Consider the following 17,017-nt stretch of genomic DNA (forward strand, 5'->3'; position numbering starts at 1 on the left):
GGTGGGTGCGCGGATTCCGCACGATTAAAAAATATTATAAAAAAACCCCTCTTCACTGGGGTTGTTTTAAGTGCAACTAGTTGTTGTACTGTTCCCGGGCCCCCATGTCTCTCTCTCTTAATTAAATTCCTCTAAACCGGAAGGTAAATTCCATATGTCCGTCTGCCGGAAGCAGGTATTCCGGGTGTGTTTTCGCACCCCAGCTGTCGTCTCCGGCAATTCCCATCTGTGCCAGGGAAGTACGGATCACCGTGTAATGTACAGCCGGCAGTTCGTATGGATGGCGGGCATTTTCCATCTCATGCGGTGTCCATGGAAGGGCGGAGAAATTCATACCGTCACCGGTGAATAACAGTCCGCGGCCGCGTTTGTCGGTTACTTTTGCCCAGCGGACACCGGTCTTATTTCCGGTCTCCTGCGGAACGATATAGTGTGCGACGTTATCGGCAACCTGATTTTTGTAGATGCCGAGTTTGCCGCCTTTACACCGGTCTGCGTAAGTTTCTTCCGGTCCCATTCCGTACCATTCCAGCTGATTGTAATCGGCATTGATCTTCATGATCATTCCGAATTCCGGCATGGAGCCCAGACCTTCCGGGATATCGCAGGATAAGGTTGTCTCGATGGTTCCGTCTCCATATACGGTGTAGGCTACCTTGCAGTCTGCGACCGGTTTCGTCGGCAGTACATAGGTAAATGTGATGGTTGCACTGTTCTCGTTTTCCTGAAGCACCGGGTCATAGGATTTCACAGGTCCGGAAGCAGAAGAAAGGAAATCTTTGTGCGACAGATAAAGGCTTGCGAGCTTCCACTGGCCGTAGAACATCGGCATTCCGTTTCCTTCGTCGTTATCTACCGGGGCGCGCCAGAAGTTCGGTTTTGGAATGCTCTCGATCATTTCCACACCTGCATACCGGTAGGATACCAGTCCACCGGTCAGATAGGAGAAGAGTGCATCAAAGTTTTCGCCTTTTACGCCGATGTTGACTTTTCCTCTGATGATTTTGACCGGTTTTTCACAGGAATAAGAAAGCGCACGGTCAAATTCTGAAACGGTGTATACATATTGTCCGAATGCAACTTCATGACCGGCCGGAGCCCATAGGGTATCCTCTATTAAATGGAAGGATACGGTTACGGTATACTCACCGGCTTTTGTTTGTTCAGGGATCGGCAGATCGTATTCCCGGCTGGATAACGGTGCAACGTCTGTTGCAAGTGTGGCTTTGCGGATCTGCTTTCCGTCTTTGGCCAGTGTGACGATGCAGCGGAAGGTGTCGGTGTTGGTGAACAGGTTTTTGTTGATGACAAGAACCTTATCACGGCTTACTTCTGCGGTAATGTTCTGATAATTGAATTTGACTTCCTGCATCTTCGGAGACGGAGTACGGTCGCCGCCGTATACGATTCCGTTGGCGCTGAAGTTGTAGTCGGTCGGACGTTCGCCGAAGTCACCGCCGTATGCCTGGAATTCTTGTCCGTAACGGTCTTTTTTGGTAATCGTCTGGTCTACATAATCCCAGATGAATCCTCCCTGATAGAGTGGTTCTGTGTCCGTCAGATCTGTGTATTTATGCATGGCTCCGCAGGAATTTCCCATGGCGTGCGTGTATTCACAGCAGATGAACGGTTTGTCCCTGTGCTCGTTTAAGAAGGCCTGAATTCTGGCAGCCGAAGGATACATCTGGCTTTCCATATCGCTTGTATCGTTGTAGCGGCGATCCTGGAAGACTCCTTCGTAGTGCACAAGGCGGGTCGAATCCAGTTCTCGGAATTTATCGGACATTTTTTTGATCACGCTTCCTCCGTAGGACTCATTTCCGCAGGACCAGATCAGAACAGACGGATGGTTCTTGTCTCTTTGGTAAATGGAATTGACACGGTCAAGAAGTGGTGCTTCCCAGTGCGGTTTATCCCCCGGAATCGCATATTCATAATCGCCTCCGCGGATCACAACATCCCAGGAACCGTGGGTTTCCATATTGTTTTCGTCGATCAGGTAGAGACCGTATACGTCACACAACTTATAAAGTCTGGAATCGTTCGGATAGTGGCAGGTACGGATCGCGTTGATGTTGTGGCATTTCATGGTAACCACATCCTGAACAAGCTCTTCCGGCTGCGGAACGCGGCCTGCAAATGTGCTGAATTCATGGCGGTTGGCGCCTTTGAATACGATTCTCTTTCCATTCAGGAGCATGAGGCTGTCCTTCAGTTCAAAACGGCGGAAACCGACGCCTTCTGCGATCACTTCTGTAATCTTTCCTGCTTCATCCTCAACGGTCAGAAGAAGTTCATACAGGTTCGGCACTTCGGCGCTCCAGAGCCGGAAGCCTTGGAGAGAAAGGCTGAGATGGCCTTCACCGTCAGAGAGGGTAAATTCGGCTTCGGCAAATTTGTCCGCCGCTTCATCGCCCGGATCGTCAGCTGTGCTGCCCGGAAAATGGTATAAAGGCAGTCTGGTCAGTCTGGCTTTCACGGTTCCATTTCCAAGAGACCGGACATCGATCAAAAGTTCGCCTGTGGAACAGGTGTCATCCAGCAGGGTACGGATTTTCAGATCATCAATATGTACAGCCGGTTTGGTGTAGAGAAAAACATCCCGGAAAATGCCGGAGAAACGGTAGAAGTCCTGATCCTCCGCCCAGCTTCCGCTGGTCCATTTGTATACCTGGACGGCTAATTTATTTTCGCCTTCCGTCAGATAAGGCGTCAGCTCGAAATCAGAAGGAGTGAAGCTGTCTTCACTGTATCCGACATAGTGTCCGTTCAGCCAGAGCGCCATTCCACTTTCCACACCCTGGAAGGAAATGAATAACGGCTGGCCCTTCATGTGCTCCGGTACACGGAAGTATTTCACATAGCTTGCAGTCGGATTAAATTCGGTCGGGATCTCCCCGTCCCAGATGTCTTCACGACCGTCCCATGGATACTGGGTGTTAACGTATGCAGGAATATCGTAGCCTTCCATCTGAATATGGGCAGGTACACGGATATCACTCCAGTTTCTGCAGTCATGTTCTAAAGATTCAAAATCTTTGACTGTATCAGAAAGATTCCGGCCGTAGGAAAATTTCCAGATACCATTCAGTGAAAAGCGAAATGGATTTTCTTTGTTTCTTAAATGTTCTTCATCCGGAAAATATTCATGGTCGGAGTGAGCCGGGAGAACATTTTCTTTGAAAAAGGTGCTGTCTTTTAATTTGTTGTAATCAAACATGGTAAACCTCCTGTAGAATCTCGCATCGGATTGATTCTTGTTCGTTGATATTACTTTCATTATGAGCAACAGAGTCGAATTGTGCAATATAAATTCGGTTCCAGTATATGGAAAAATGTTGTATTTCGACTTTATATACATTATACTGAAGAAAAGAAACAATCGTATCGTCAGATGGCTGCGAAAACAGAGGAGGGGAATATGGCAGATACATACAAATATGAATATTACGCTACCGACAAACTACTGAATTCGTTGTCTGTATACAATACCGGTTATGAAAAATGCCATCCGGGTTATCAGTGGGGCCCCGGAATCCGGGATCACTATCTGATCCATCATGTTATTCGCGGAAAGGGGAGTTATGTGCTTGAGGGAAGAATGTATCATCTGAATGCCGGTGATACGTTCCTTTTGTTTCCAAATGTAGAAGCCAGTTATCGCGCGGATGAGGAGGAACCGTGGGAGTATGCGTGGGTAGGATTTGCGGGCACGGATGCCTATTCTATGATTGCAAATACCGATTTTTCAAAGAAGAATCCGGTTCTGGATCAGAGACTGATCAGCGACGAGCTGTTCCGGAAGATCCAGGCAGTGTACAATGCGAATGGAAATACATTTCGTGACGCGGTTGCCATGACGGGGGCACTCTACTCGCTGATGGGATTTCTGATGCAGCATTCGAAGGGAGAAGAAAAAGCAGACAATCTTCAGCAGCATTATGTGGAGCGGGCCAGACAGTATATCGCGGAACAGTATTCATATCCGATCACGGTGGAAGATGTCGCAGTTTATACGGGAATCAGCAGAAGTTATCTTTTTCGTCTGTTTCGCACGATGATGAAGCAGTCTCCGAAAGAATATCTTCTGGAGTACCGGATCAGGCAGGCGTGCCAGCTACTGAATCAAACAGAACTTCCGGTGGGAAGCATTGCACATTCAGTGGGGTTTGAGGATAATCTGTATTTTTCGAAGGTGTTTAAGAAATATAAGAACTGTACACCGTCGGAATACAGATGCATGAAATGAGTTCGTGACAGGGAGAAATGGTGATGAAAAAGAAAGATAAAATGCAGTTCCGGTTTTATGAGATGGGACCAAATACACAGGTTCTCGCACTGCTTGGGGAAGACTGGATCCGTCCTTACGGGCAGGATATCGTGGATCTTCATTTCCATAATTATATGGAGATCGGAGTATGCTACAACGGACATGGGGAATGTACGCTGCGTGACAAGAACTGTACATTTCAGAAGGACAGTATTCTGATCATTCCCCCGAATTATCCACACAATAATACAAGTGATAAAGGAACCGTTGCCTACTGGGAGTGGATGTATTTTGACATGGACAATGTGATAAAGGATATGAATGAAATGTCGCACAATAAGCTTGATACGGAAAAGCTGTTGAATATGATTTATTCGGAACCACTGTTCTACCAGAAAGAAGAATATCAGACATTATCCAATATTATTATGGAGATCCGCGAGGAGAATTACCGAAAAGAATATATGTATCATGAGAAGGTTCGTGGACTTCTTCAGTCTTTTACAGTAGAATTGATCCGGATCCATAATGTAAACAGTAAGATGTCCAGAAAGAATCCGCGGAATATTCAGATCGTGCCGGCACTGAATTATGTGAAAGCTCATTATAATGATGAAAACATCCGTATACAGGACCTTGCGGATGTGTGCAATATCAGTGAAAGTCATTTCCGAAGGATTTTTCAGGAGTGCATGAATATGACGCCCAATGATTATGTCAATGTCATACGGATTCACGAGGCATGCAATCTTCTTCTTAAGAAACATGCAACGATGGACGAAATTGCTTACCGGGTCGGTTATGGCAATGTGTCTACTTTTAACCGTAATTTTAAGCGAATCATAGGCATGTCACCGTATCAGTGGAAAAAATCGCCGGAAAATTATGCCGGACAGATGATGGATTTTAATATCAGTGCATTGAAAGGATGGTAGCAACATGGATTACAGAATGGTGAAACAGGTGCATAAGAGGATCAAGACTTCCACAAAAGTATTGAAGAATGTGATGATCGTCCTCTGTGTGCTTTTTGTGCTTATAGGCATCATATTTGACAGAGGGATGCTGTTTCTGGCACTTTTGACAGCGGGGATGTATTTTTTATATGATACATATGCCGTGAAAGATTATGAATATGTGATGGAAGGCAATCAATTTACAATTTCTGTTATACAGGCAAAACGGCATCGGAGGGAAGTACATGTGCTGAATCTGAAAGATATGGAAGTGCTCGCGCCGAACTGGCATGATGCGGTGGCAAAATACCGGAAAAACGGGGGGACAGAAATACTTCCGAAATTCGACTATACTTCCTATGAGCCGGAAATACCTTATTATACTATGATTATTATGGAAAACAGAAAGAAAATCAAATTACTCCTGGACCTGGAAGATGATATGATTGCTGCTATAAAACGTATGTATCCACAAAAAGTTTTCCTTTCATGACGGTAAAATGACCAGTTATCCTTTGGGATGCTGGTCTTTTTTGTGTAAAACGTCGAATGAAAGGCGAAAAAATGATTGAAAATGCCTCTTTTTTAATTGAATATATCCGCAATTAAATGATATGGGCAAGTATAATTATGCCTAGAGAAACACAAAAAGAAATGCGGAAATTAAGCGATGTGCACAAATGCATTTCAAAGAAAAAGGAGGATTCAGTATGAAAAAAAAGAAATTGATGGCATTGTTTCTCGCCGGTACCATGGTGCTTTCTCTGGCAGCATGCGGAGGCGGCAAAAGCTCTGAAGAGTCTTCAGAGGCAACAAGCAGTGATGAAAACACTTTGACGGTTGCAGCATGGGATCCGTCATTCAACATCCCTGCTCTTCAGGCTGCAGCCGAGGATTACAAGGCGAATGTGAATCCGGATTTCGTTCTTGAAATCAAAGAACAGTCCGGCTCAGCTGACATTGAGACGGCGATCACAACCGCTGCATCAGCAGGCAATTATGAGACATTGCCGGACATTGTTCTGTTCCAGGATCACTGGTTTGCAAACTACTATGCAAACTACCCGGATGCATGGCAGGACATCAACGATGCAGATGTAAAATGGGATGATTTCTCACAGGAAAAGCTGGGGTATTCTACAATTGATGGCAAGCATTTCGGTATGCCGGTAGACAACGGTGCAGTTATCACTGCTTATCGTGTTGACCTTCTGGAAGAATGTGGATATACCATCGATGACATGACCGGAATTACATGGGATGAATTCATTGAGATCGGTAAAGTAGTAAAAGAAAAGACAGGAAAATATCTGATGTGTATGGACGGTGACGGCAATGACCTTGTATATCTGATGCTTCAGGCAGAGGGTGTATCTCAGTTCAAAGACGGAAAACCGTACATTGTTGGAAATGATACTCTGAAGGAAGTTGTTCAGACAATCGTGAAAATGGCTCAGGAAGGCGTGCTCCTTCTTTCCAACAGCTGGTCAGATTACACAGACCAGGCAATCCAGGGCGATCAGGTTGCAGGCGTTATGAACGGTAACTGGATCATTCCGACCATGGAAAAGGTTGAAGCTAACAGCGGTAAATGGGAGATCACAACGATGCCGACTCTGACAGGTGCAGAGGGATATGCTTCTAACGGTGGCGCTTCTCTTTACATTACAGCAAACTGCAAGAAGACAGACCTTGCAAAAGACTTCCTTGCATACACATTTGGTGGAAGCACAGCTACATATGACAAGGCTCTTACAGACGGCGGCGTAATTTCTTGTTATGCTCCGGCAGGTGAGTCTGATGTATACAATCAGGGTGTTGTGTTCTTCAACGACCAGCCAATCTATACAAAGATCGTAGAAATGGGAACTCATGTTCAGACCATTGAACAGAGTGATTATCACTATACCTGCCGTACACAGATTGCAGCTGCAATCATCAACATTATCAACGGCGGAAATATTGATGATGAACTTCAGCTTGCTGAGGATCAGTTGAATCACGAAATGGGCAACTAATTCAAAGATATTAGGATTGAGCTAAGGCAAACGGGGAAAACGATTTCCGTTTTCCCCTCTTTTCTTACCGATAGGGGGACATAAAGTGGAAAAGAAGAGAGGATTAACTTTACTTCAGAAACAGTCCAGAGCAGGATGGATTTTCCTTACTCCTGCAACTGTATTGATTGCAGTGATGAGTTTCTGGCCAATGATCAGTGCATTTCTGATGTCACTGAAGACCGGTTCCAGTGCGAACATGCAGTGGAATCAGCCGATATTTAACAACTATGTGAGAATGTTTTCGGATAAACTGTTTCTTCGTTCTGTAGGAAACACATTTTTATATCTGATCATCCAGGTTCCGATCATGCTGGTACTTGCGATTCTTCTGGCACAGCTTTTGAACAACAGAGATCTGAAATTCAAAGGATTCTTCCGTACATGCGTTTTCCTGCCATGTGCAACAGCGCTGGTATCTTACTCTTTGATTTTTAAATCTTTATTTGCTACAGAAGGTCTTATCAATACGATTCTCGTGAATCTGGGAATCCTGTCACAGAACTACAATTTCCTGGGAAATCCGACCAGCGCCAAGGCGGTTATCATTATCGCGTTGATCTGGAGATGGACCGGTTACAATATGGTGTTCTATCTGGCAGGCCTGCAGAACATTGAATATTCGGTATATGAAGCGGCAAAGATCGACGGCGCAAACGGCTGGAAGACATTCTGGGGAATTACGGTTCCGCTTCTGAAACCGACAATCATCATGACATTCATTATGTCAATCAACGGTACACTGCAGCTCTTCGATGAGTCTGTAAACCTTACAAACGGTGGCCCTGCAAATTCGACCATCACAATGTCACATTATATTTACAATAATACGTTCGGTACCGGTGTTGCCAACTTCGGTTATGCAACAGCTATGGCATTCTTCGTATTTATTATGGTAGGTATTCTGGCATTAATTAACATGAAAGTAGGTGATACACGTGACTGAGAAAAAGAACAGAAGTATGATCCAGCGCCGGTTGATTCCGACCTATGTTTTCCTCATAATTGTATCATTTATTTCGGTGTTCCCGTTCTACTGGATGATTTCCGCAGCAACAAATACATCCTTCGATGTAGCGCAGGGACGCCTGCTTCCGGGAACCTATCTTGCAACAAACTTTGCAAATCTTACAGCCGGGCGTGACCTTTGGGGAACGATGTGGAACTCCTTTATTTATGCATTCGTGCAGACGATTCTGGCGCTTCTCATCTGCTCACTGGCAGGATTTGGTTTTGAATTATATCATGACAAGAAGAAAGATATTGTATTTACGATCCTTCTGCTTGCCATGATGATTCCGGGTGTGGCAACGATGATTCCATTATTCCGGATGGTTTCAAAAATGGGACTGTTGAACTCTGTATGGGGCTTCATCCTTCCGGCCATATCGACTCCGTTTTTGATCATGATGTTCCGAAATAACTCGCGTAACTTCCCGGTCGATGTTATGGAGGCGGCCAGAATCGACGGCCTTAGAGAAATTCAGATTTTCTTCCGCATGTATATGCCGATGATGAAGTCAACCTACGCTGCAGCAGCAGTAGTAACATTCATGAATGCATGGAACTCCTACCTGTGGCCGAAGGTAATCATGACAGACACAAATGCGCAGACGATGCCGATGCTGATTGCAAACCTGGCATCCGGATACACGACCGATTACGGCGTATTGATGCTCGGCGTATTGTTCTGTTCAGTTCCTACGATGGTAATCTTCTTCATTCTGCAGAAACAGTTCGCTGAAGGTTTGACCGGAGCGGTAAAATAAACCATGAAAAAATTCTTATTTCAACATTTCGATATAACTAGATTAGGAGGGAATAAAAATGGGTGAATTCATTCTGAATGTAATCCACAGGCCTGAGATGGTTCCGGAGTATTCCGCTACGGTGACCGGTCATGGAAAAGAAGAAGATATTGGGGATAAAAAGCTTCTGACAGAATCTCTGGACATCTTCAAGACACAGCAAAGACTGGCACATGAAAATGGCCTGAAGGTCACGATCCACATGACCTATGCATCGCTTTTCAATGATGAAGCAGTTCAGATTGCAAAAGACGATCATGAGAAATATGGAGACGAGATCGCACTCTCGCTGCTCGGACTTCCGTGTGAACAGTTCCGAGAAAAATATAAAACAAAAGATTTCTGTATCTGGATGTTTTCAATGGAAGACAAGAAGAAGATCGTGGATGATGTCTTTGAAAAATTCCACGAAAGATTCGGCTTCTATCCGGAATCAACAGGATCTTATTATATGGATGCGGATCTTACAAACTACATTAAGGAAGCATATCCTTCTGTAAAATGTGCGATCGCTACCTGCTGGGAAGAAGGTCCGAAAGCATACCATACCTGTAACAATTCCTGGTACACACTGTTTGACGGTGGTCCGTGGGCGCCATGGATTCCTTCCAAACAGAACACACATGCACCGGCGGCCAATGAGGCGGAGGACAGTGGAATCGTTGCGATCCCGCATCTTTCCAGAGACCTTCTGGCATGCTACGACGGTAACGGATCCAACTTCGGTACACATCCGCAGAACGTGCTGCGCGGTATGATCTATGATTCCAAGACATGGGAATATCCATATCTGTATAATCTGATCGATCAGTATCGTGCACAGGAAAAGTATAACAACGGTTATGCGTATAACATGATGTTCGTCGGACCGGGCTGGATGAATAAGATGGGAAGATGGGAAGCACCGTATAAACTGCTTCTGAAATCTTATTCCGACGGCTGCAAATATTACGGCGAGCTGAAAAAACAGGGCAAACTGATCGATATGACCATGTCCGAATTTGCCGACTATTACCGCGAGAAGAAGACCTACACCGAACCGGAATGTGCTCTTTGGAGAGATATCCTTTATGGTTCTGACAAGCAGCTGTTCTGGTATACGGATCCATATATGCGCGTTGGTGTCAATATGGACCAGGGCGGAGCGATCGTGGACCTCAGACCATATGCGGCGAAACTGAAATGGGAAGTCGGCATCGGAACCAGACATGTGCAGGATGCTTCTTATCCATTCTTGATTCAGGAAAAGTACCGTGCAGGTTACTTTACACACTATGCGGGAGAAGGAACGATCCGAAGCGCAAAGATCTGCTATCAGGGTGAAGAAGTAGACTTGTGTCTGTGCCGTACGAAAGCACATTTCTCACAGGAAGGAAATACCAGAATCCTGACACTGGATCCGGTCGATATCGAATTCTACGATCTGACACTGAAGCTTCAGAGCAGACTGTATTTCGAAGAAGGAACCGGAACGGTACGGATCGAACGGGAGATTCTTGAAATGAGTCATCCGGAAGCACAGGTAGAAATCAACGAATATATGGTAGCATGCTATGGAACGACCGAGTATCCGGAGGATATGAATGGAATCGTACTTCGCTGTGAAGGAGAAGAACCAAAAGAAATCATCTATGCATATAAATGCAGAGAAGAAAGCCTTGCGGATGCAGATGCGGTATCCGCAGTGATTCCTGCAATCGAGACGAAAGTATCTATGGAGGCATCAAAAGGCGGAGAAGGTTATGTTCGTGAAGGATATGCTTTTTCTCCAATGTTTACTCTTGGTTATAAGAAGAAAGTTGCAGATAAGGAGGTCTTTACAACATGGCTCAAGCTGGAAAAGGCAAATTAAATTACAGATGTCCGTCTTGTTTCATGAGAGATCTGGATATTGATATGTTCTACGATAAAGAGAAGGACGAATATTACTGTCTGCGGTGCCAGTTTACCGGAACAGAAGAAGAGGTTCTCGCAGGAAATGAGATGGTCAGAACCAAATATAAAGCAATGCATAAAAGATTTACGAAATATGATTTCGATTAGTCATCTGCTGACATAAGGAGGAAAGCTTTATTATGAAGAAAATGGTCTATGGAGTGGATCTCGGCTGGGCATCACAGTTGGAATCCATGGGATACCGATGGCTGAATGAAAACGGAGAAGAAACCGATATTCTTGCAGCCTCAAAAGAACTGGGAGTCAATGCCGTGCGCTTACGCGTATTTGTGAACCCGCCGGAATCGGCATACTGGCAGAAAAGAGAAAATGAAACCTGTATGCTGGGATTCTGTGATGCAAAAAACACGCTTGATATGGCAAAGCGCGTAAAAGCTCAGGGCATGAAGCTCATGATCGATTTCCACTACAGCGACCATTTCGCAGATCCGGAAATTCAGGATCCGCCGAAGGCGTGGGAACACGATACAGACGAACAGCTCATCGAACGCGTTGCAGCACATACGAGAGAAGTACTTTCCTTATTTAAAGAGAGTGGCGTGTATCCGGAATGGGTCGAAGTCGGCAATGAGATCAACAATGGAATCATGTGGCCCCACGGAAACCTGAAAAAGGCCCCGGAACAACTGGTACGTTTCCTGAACGCAGGATATGATGCTGTAAAAGAAGTATGTCCGGACAGCCAGGTTGTCACACATCTTGCCGCTGTCGTCGAAGAAGAACAATGCGTTCCCTTCCTGGATAATTTCTTCGCTCAAAACGGGAAGACCGATATCCTGGGATTTTCCTACTATCCTTACTGGCAAAAAATAGAAAGCAGCAAGGAAAAACTCGCAGGATGGCTGAAAATGTATTCTGAGAAATACCACAAACCGGTTCTGATCGCCGAAGTCGGCGGTCCGGATCAGGATGAAGAAGAAAGTTACAAAATTGTGAAAGATGCCATCGAAGCGATGAAGGAGATGGAAGACCAGGAGGAGTTATGCATCTTCTACTGGGAACCGGAAGCGACATCTGCGATCCTGCCGGATCACTATCCTCTGAGCGCAGCAAAGCTTGTCGGGGATAAGAAGCTGAAATATAATAAAGCATTGACGGCCTGTCGGGATGATAAGCAGGCGGCTGAATGAGAGACAGGGGGACAGGTTCCGTGACTCACTTGTGAGCCACGGAACCTGTCCCTCTGTCTCTCCCTCTTCCCCCAGTCATTTCCAATGAATAAAGGATAGAAACGCTTCATATACTTAGATTATAGGGTTTCCTAACTTGATGAAGCAGGGAGATTGTGATATGACTTAAGGAGTTAAGATGAGGTGCAGTAGCAAATTGCTGGAGGTTGTTCTTATGGCAAAAGCGAAAAGATTGGAAGATATTATAAATGTATTTAATCCTCTTCCTTTAGGAAAGAATACGTTTGATGAATTGTATGTGGATACCTATGAGGCGAGAGGAACAAATGCAATTGAGAAAATCAAATTAAATCTGTGCTATAGCAATAACCCATATATGAAGATTCTATGTTTGTTCGTTAAAGGTTAACATGATATTAACCTTCCCGATTTTTTTGCTTTATGACAGACAATTTAGTTTGATAAAATACGATTTTGACAATTATCAGCTATTGAGTATGATTAAAATCATGGGACCGGATAAACAAATCTATCAAGAAGGAATCAATACGATTGTAGAGATCGTGAAAAAAAGAATGGAATTAGATCTAATTGAAGAAGATGCACTGACATTTATGATCGAGAAATCCGGAGGAGCACTGAGAGATCTGTTTCAGATGATTCGTGAGTCTGCATTTGAGGCATTGGTGCAAAGAAAAAACAGAATTACGGTTGAACATGCCCAGAAGGCCTATATTATGCTGAACAGTGAATATGAAAGGGCTATACGAATAGAAAGTGATTTGAAAAAGATCAAACAAATATATGAGGATCCTAAACCGACAGAAACAGATGAAGTATTGATGGGACTTCTGCTGCGAGGTGTTGTGATTGAGTATAATGGGACGAGATGGTGTGGAATTCATCCGGCGGTAATGGATTTTCTGCGCGAAAAAGGGGAGATTTGATGTGGGTGAAGAGTGGGAGAAGAATCTGGAGAAGCTACATATATATGTAAAAAATATCGATAAGGGATTCATACTTTACACAGTGAATAACCACAGTGTTTTACAAGAAGTTATTCGGAATATGCGCATTGACAAGCGGGTGCATGTTAATTCAATACGATCCGTGGAGGAAGTGGACCGCGTGTTTCAGATTCTTCGCGGCAAAGAGGGTGAATGGAAAGGGAGTATTATTGTATTTGATATGTTTCTTTGCGTAGAGGAAGTGATGTATCAATGTTGCGATAAAATCAATTTATTGAAGAGAAACTAGGTCTCAAGGTCAATGTAACCAAAAGTAAAGTAGATAAACCACAAGGACTCAAATATCTTGGATTTGGCTTCTACTACGACAAAACCGCACAGCAATACAAGGCAAAGCCACATGCAAAATCAGTTGCGAAGTTCAAGAAGAGAATGAAAGAACTCACCCGCCGTAGTTGGGGCGTTAGCAACAGTTACAAAGTGGATAAACTTAATCAGCTTATCAGAGGATGGATTAACTACTTTGAGATAGGTCGTATGAAATCGCTCTGCGCTGAACTTGACCGAAACATCAGATATCGTCTGCGCATGTGTATATGGAAACACTGGAAAACTCCACAGAATAGAGCAAAGAACCTTGTTAAACTTGGTATACCTAAATGGGCAGCATATAGAACTGCCTATAATGGTAAAGCGATAGCAAGAGTGTGCTCTAAAACAGACATACAAAGAGCAATAAGCCCGAAAAGACTAAAGCAATTCGGACTTATCTCAATGTTAGATTACTACACCGAAAGGTGTGTTACTTGTTAAGTTGATTGAACCGCCGTGTACCGAACGGTACGCACGGTGGTGTGAGAGGTCGGAATTTCTCATCTAGGAGAAATTCCTCCTACTCGATTTCCCGGTTCAGATTTGCGTTTTTTTATCCGCAACGCAATCTGCTTCGAGGTTTTTCGGCTGCAGAGATCCACCGGATTCTCTCTTGATCTCTGGCAAATAACTGATGTCAAACATAAATAATTATGTCTGAACACAAATTTTTCGACAAAATCTGATTTCATACATCAATATATGAGTTATCACATAATTCAAAAGAAAGAGGGAATTCAGTATAATGAATATGCAAATGGAATGGATAGGAGGTGGGGTGTCAATGCTGACTACGGCTGAAATTGAGCAATGCTCATTAGATACAGCGTTAATCGGAAAGCGGATCAAGAAGGCGAGGAAAGAAAAGCGTCAAACGCAGGAATACCTGGCTGGTCTTTGCGATTGCACACCAACCCATATCTGTAATATTGAAAATGGGAAAATCGGGATTTCTCTGGAGTTGCTGTTCAAGATCAGTGTTATACTTGAGAAAAGTATGGATTACTTCGTGATGGATAATCCGAATGCGAACCCCGAAGTCAAAATAAATACAGAGATTGCCCCAAAATTGACACAGTGTGATCCGCAGATGCTGGATATGGTCGTTAGCTTTTTGGATAGATTGATTTCCTACCGGGATAATTTGGGCAGGAAGCTTACGGAGACGAACAATACATAACATGGATTTATGGATTGCCGGGAAAATATACCGACAGCCATAGGATGAAAGTATCAGATTGGAAAGAGATAGACAGAGTTGTCAAGGGGGACTTGATGGCTCTGTCTTTTATATAGATTAGCAAACGAGGAGGATTGGCGGAAATGGCGCTATTTAACAGATGGAAGAACACCGTTGAAAAACTGACCCACCCCGTGGTACAGGAAGAACAGAATACGGAGGTTGCGACAGAGGACGAGGCAAGTATATTTGCAAAGGCATTTCTGGAATGCCTGACAAATCTGGAACACAGATTGCATGGAATGAAAGAACCGAAGGAGATCGGGCTGAGTGCATTAGCTGCCGCCTGTGATTTTTATGACGCAGACTGGTGCGGAGTGCTGGATGTGGATGTAAAGCTGAAGCTGTGGATGCCGTTCTGGTGGTTTGACAGGAAAACCGGCGGTATGAGCGCAACCAAAATTGACGAAATCGGAGTTGTAGGGATATATGAAAGATGGATGGATGCGCTGGAAAATAACCATCCGATCATCATTGATTGTGCTGAGAATATCAGGAATGAGAACCCCGGCGAATATAATCTTTTCTCCCAGCACAATACGGAAACCCTTCTGGCAGTGCCTTACAATAAAAAGGAGAAAGGCTTCCTGATGGTACGCAATCCAAAGCGGTATCTCCACCGTCCGGAATTGCTGCAGATACTTTCGTATGCGTTGGTTTCGGAGGTCAATGAACAGAAGCTGTTAGACCGGATGAAGATGAGCGTTGCGCCGAAGATGATACAGACGGATAACGAAGTCATCATCAACCTGTTTGGCGGTTTGGAGATATATACTTCCAAAGGTAAGCTGACCGAAGCGGAGTTTAAATCCCCGCTGTGCTGCAAAGTCCTTCTGCTTTTGATGATAAACCGGAACAGAGGTGTGTCTGCCAGAGAGCTTTCCGAGCAACTCTGGCCGGATAAGGAATATGACAATCCTACCGGGAACATCCGCACATTGCTGTATCGCTTCCGGTCTGCATTTCGGCTTATCTCCGATACCGATCTGATTGTTACAACGCCGAATGGGTACAGGATCAATACCAACCTGAAGATCGAAACCGATTTTGAGAGGTTTGAGCAAGGCTATCATATGGCGAAGAAGATGCAGGGTAAGCAGGAGAAAATAGATACGCTGAAAGAAATCGTGAAATTGTACCGTGGGAAGATGTTTCTGACGGGAAGTGCAGAACATTGGCAGATTGCGTATATCTCCAAGTTTCACCTGATGTATCTGGCGGCAATCGAAATGCTGATGGAGCTGCTGTATGAAAAGCAGGCTTATGGTGTCATGCACGAATACGCAACCAGGGCCATCTCGGTAGAACCGGATAATCCGTCCATCATCTACTGGCTGATCGTTGCGCTGAGAAAATATGGTGCCGCAGATATGGCAAAGGAACATCTGGAGTCTGCGAAGATCAGGCTGCTGGCAGAAGAATATCAGGAACTGGAAGGCAGATTGATGGCTGTGTAACTCTTTATGTCATTTTTATATGGATGTTACGGGTCATATCACCCCTTATAACACCCCTGGTAAGTATAATTGGACTTACTTTCGTAGGAACAAAAATACTTATCGGGGGGTTTCTGTTTTCTGCGGAAGAAAAACAGAAATGGAGGATGATGTACAATGGTGTATGCAAATAGTCTGGAGATTCGCACAGATGACAACCGGCTGATCTGTAGGGCAAGGCTGATTGAAGGGGATATTCTTTTGACTCTGAAATCTGCTGGGAAAGAGGTTCATGTTCCCTATACAGATATTCCAAGGCTGGTAGCTAAGGCGAGGGAACGGGCAAAGGGTCACAAACAAAAGTTTCAGGCGGAGATAACAACGAAGCGTATGTTATCCCCAAGGATTCAATAATCATCTGCTGATGAGCAGTACCACTGCGGTGAGTGTGTGCCGGGGCGGATATGGTAGTTACGGATTTATTCTGTGCTGCTGTGTCTGCTCCGGCTTTTTTGTTTCCGGGAAACAGGCTCTTTGCAGGCAGAACCTAAAATCAGAAAATTTGAAATTACAAAAATAATATCTACACTCCGAGTTGCAATAGGAGCAAAGGATACGCATGAGCCACCTGACTTGTGGAGCTTGCAAATACATATTTGTATCAGGCAAAGATTTGATACAATGTCCGGACTGCGGGAAAACGGAGAACGGAACTCACAAAACCACTTGGTGCTGCCCGCGTTGAAAAATGGGTGAGACAGTATGCAACGGATGAGCGCAGCATGATTTAAGCCTGTGTTTTTTAGAGAATGATAATTGAAAAC

16 protein-coding genes and 1 pseudogene are annotated in these 17,017 nt (G+C 44.5%); 16 read left to right on the forward strand and 1 reads right to left on the reverse strand.

From position 1 onward, the window contains the following. Positions 1 to 121 precede the first annotated feature (121 nt). Complete coding sequence (locus ACTNB3_RS04585) at positions 122 to 3,220, reverse strand: glycoside hydrolase family 2 TIM barrel-domain containing protein (RefSeq protein ID WP_441024628.1); 3,099 nt, start codon at positions 3,218 to 3,220, stop codon at positions 122 to 124. Positions 3,221 to 3,421: 201 nt separating this feature from the next. On the opposite strand from ACTNB3_RS04585, the gene ACTNB3_RS04590 reads away from it, so the two are divergent. The 16 genes and pseudogenes from ACTNB3_RS04590 to ACTNB3_RS04665 all read left to right on the forward strand — a co-directional run bounded on the left by ACTNB3_RS04590 (position 3,422) and on the right by ACTNB3_RS04665 (position 16,607). After that, positions 3,422 to 4,249 (forward strand): AraC family transcriptional regulator, encoded by an 828-nt coding sequence (locus tag ACTNB3_RS04590; RefSeq protein ID WP_441024629.1) that lies wholly within the window; start codon positions 3,422 to 3,424, stop codon positions 4,247 to 4,249. Between the two features lie 23 nt (positions 4,250 to 4,272). Further along, positions 4,273 to 5,205, forward strand: a complete 933-nt coding sequence (locus ACTNB3_RS04595; protein ID WP_441024630.1) for an AraC family transcriptional regulator — start codon at positions 4,273 to 4,275, stop codon at positions 5,203 to 5,205. Between the two features lie 4 nt (positions 5,206 to 5,209). Further along, positions 5,210 to 5,719 (forward strand): hypothetical protein, encoded by a 510-nt coding sequence (locus tag ACTNB3_RS04600; protein WP_441024632.1) that lies wholly within the window; start codon positions 5,210 to 5,212, stop codon positions 5,717 to 5,719. A 217-nt stretch (positions 5,720 to 5,936) separates the two neighbouring features. Next, entirely contained in the window at positions 5,937 to 7,244 is a 1,308-nt protein-coding gene (locus tag ACTNB3_RS04605; protein ID WP_441024634.1) for an ABC transporter substrate-binding protein, read from the forward strand. Positions 7,245 to 7,329: 85 nt separating this feature from the next. Further along, a complete protein-coding gene (locus ACTNB3_RS04610; RefSeq protein ID WP_427808600.1) occupies positions 7,330 to 8,229 on the forward strand; it encodes a carbohydrate ABC transporter permease in 900 nt (299 codons plus the stop codon). Positions 8,230 to 8,245: 16 nt separating this feature from the next. Next, positions 8,246 to 9,052: a carbohydrate ABC transporter permease gene (locus ACTNB3_RS04615; protein ID WP_427808612.1), complete on the forward strand. Its 807-nt coding sequence runs from the start codon at positions 8,246 to 8,248 to the stop codon at positions 9,050 to 9,052. A 58-nt stretch (positions 9,053 to 9,110) separates the two neighbouring features. Then, complete coding sequence (locus tag ACTNB3_RS04620; RefSeq protein ID WP_441024636.1) at positions 9,111 to 10,943, forward strand: hypothetical protein; 1,833 nt, start codon at positions 9,111 to 9,113, stop codon at positions 10,941 to 10,943. Next, entirely contained in the window at positions 10,916 to 11,134 is a 219-nt protein-coding gene (locus tag ACTNB3_RS04625; RefSeq protein ID WP_441016838.1) for a hypothetical protein, read from the forward strand. Before ACTNB3_RS04620 ends, ACTNB3_RS04625 begins: the two co-directional genes overlap by 28 nt. A gap of 32 nt (positions 11,135 to 11,166) precedes the next feature. Then, a complete protein-coding gene (locus tag ACTNB3_RS04630; RefSeq protein ID WP_441024637.1) occupies positions 11,167 to 12,177 on the forward strand; it encodes a glycosyl hydrolase 53 family protein in 1,011 nt (336 codons plus the stop codon). 214 nt (positions 12,178 to 12,391) lie between these two features. Continuing rightward, positions 12,392 to 12,586: a hypothetical protein gene (locus ACTNB3_RS04635; protein WP_441016833.1), complete on the forward strand. Its 195-nt coding sequence runs from the start codon at positions 12,392 to 12,394 to the stop codon at positions 12,584 to 12,586. 88 nt (positions 12,587 to 12,674) lie between these two features. Continuing rightward, on the forward strand, positions 12,675 to 13,124 hold the full coding sequence (locus ACTNB3_RS04640) for a hypothetical protein (RefSeq protein WP_441016830.1): 450 nt from the start codon (positions 12,675 to 12,677) through the stop codon (positions 13,122 to 13,124). Between the two features lies 1 nt (position 13,125). Then, complete coding sequence (locus ACTNB3_RS04645) at positions 13,126 to 13,434, forward strand: hypothetical protein (protein WP_441016827.1); 309 nt, start codon at positions 13,126 to 13,128, stop codon at positions 13,432 to 13,434. After that, positions 13,413 to 13,958: pseudogene (locus ACTNB3_RS04650) on the forward strand (group II intron maturase-specific domain-containing protein); the annotation flags it as partial. The gene ACTNB3_RS04645 and the pseudogene ACTNB3_RS04650, both read left to right, overlap by 22 nt. Positions 13,959 to 14,301: 343 nt before the next feature. After that, positions 14,302 to 14,697, forward strand: coding sequence for a helix-turn-helix domain-containing protein (locus ACTNB3_RS04655; RefSeq protein WP_291818013.1), 396 nt, complete (start codon positions 14,302 to 14,304; stop codon positions 14,695 to 14,697). Positions 14,698 to 14,840: 143 nt separating this feature from the next. Then, positions 14,841 to 16,214: an AfsR/SARP family transcriptional regulator gene (locus ACTNB3_RS04660; RefSeq protein ID WP_291818011.1), complete on the forward strand. Its 1,374-nt coding sequence runs from the start codon at positions 14,841 to 14,843 to the stop codon at positions 16,212 to 16,214. A gap of 156 nt (positions 16,215 to 16,370) precedes the next feature. After that, the gene (locus tag ACTNB3_RS04665; RefSeq protein ID WP_291818010.1) at positions 16,371 to 16,607 is read left to right on the forward strand and encodes a hypothetical protein; all 237 of its coding nucleotides are present in this window, start codon (positions 16,371 to 16,373) and stop codon (positions 16,605 to 16,607) included. Positions 16,608 to 17,017: the final 410 nt, after the last annotated feature.

It is taken from the genome of Bariatricus sp. HCP28S3_D3 (genome assembly GCF_052065755.1).
In the GTDB taxonomy this organism is placed as follows: domain Bacteria; phylum Bacillota; class Clostridia; order Lachnospirales; family Lachnospiraceae; genus Allocoprococcus.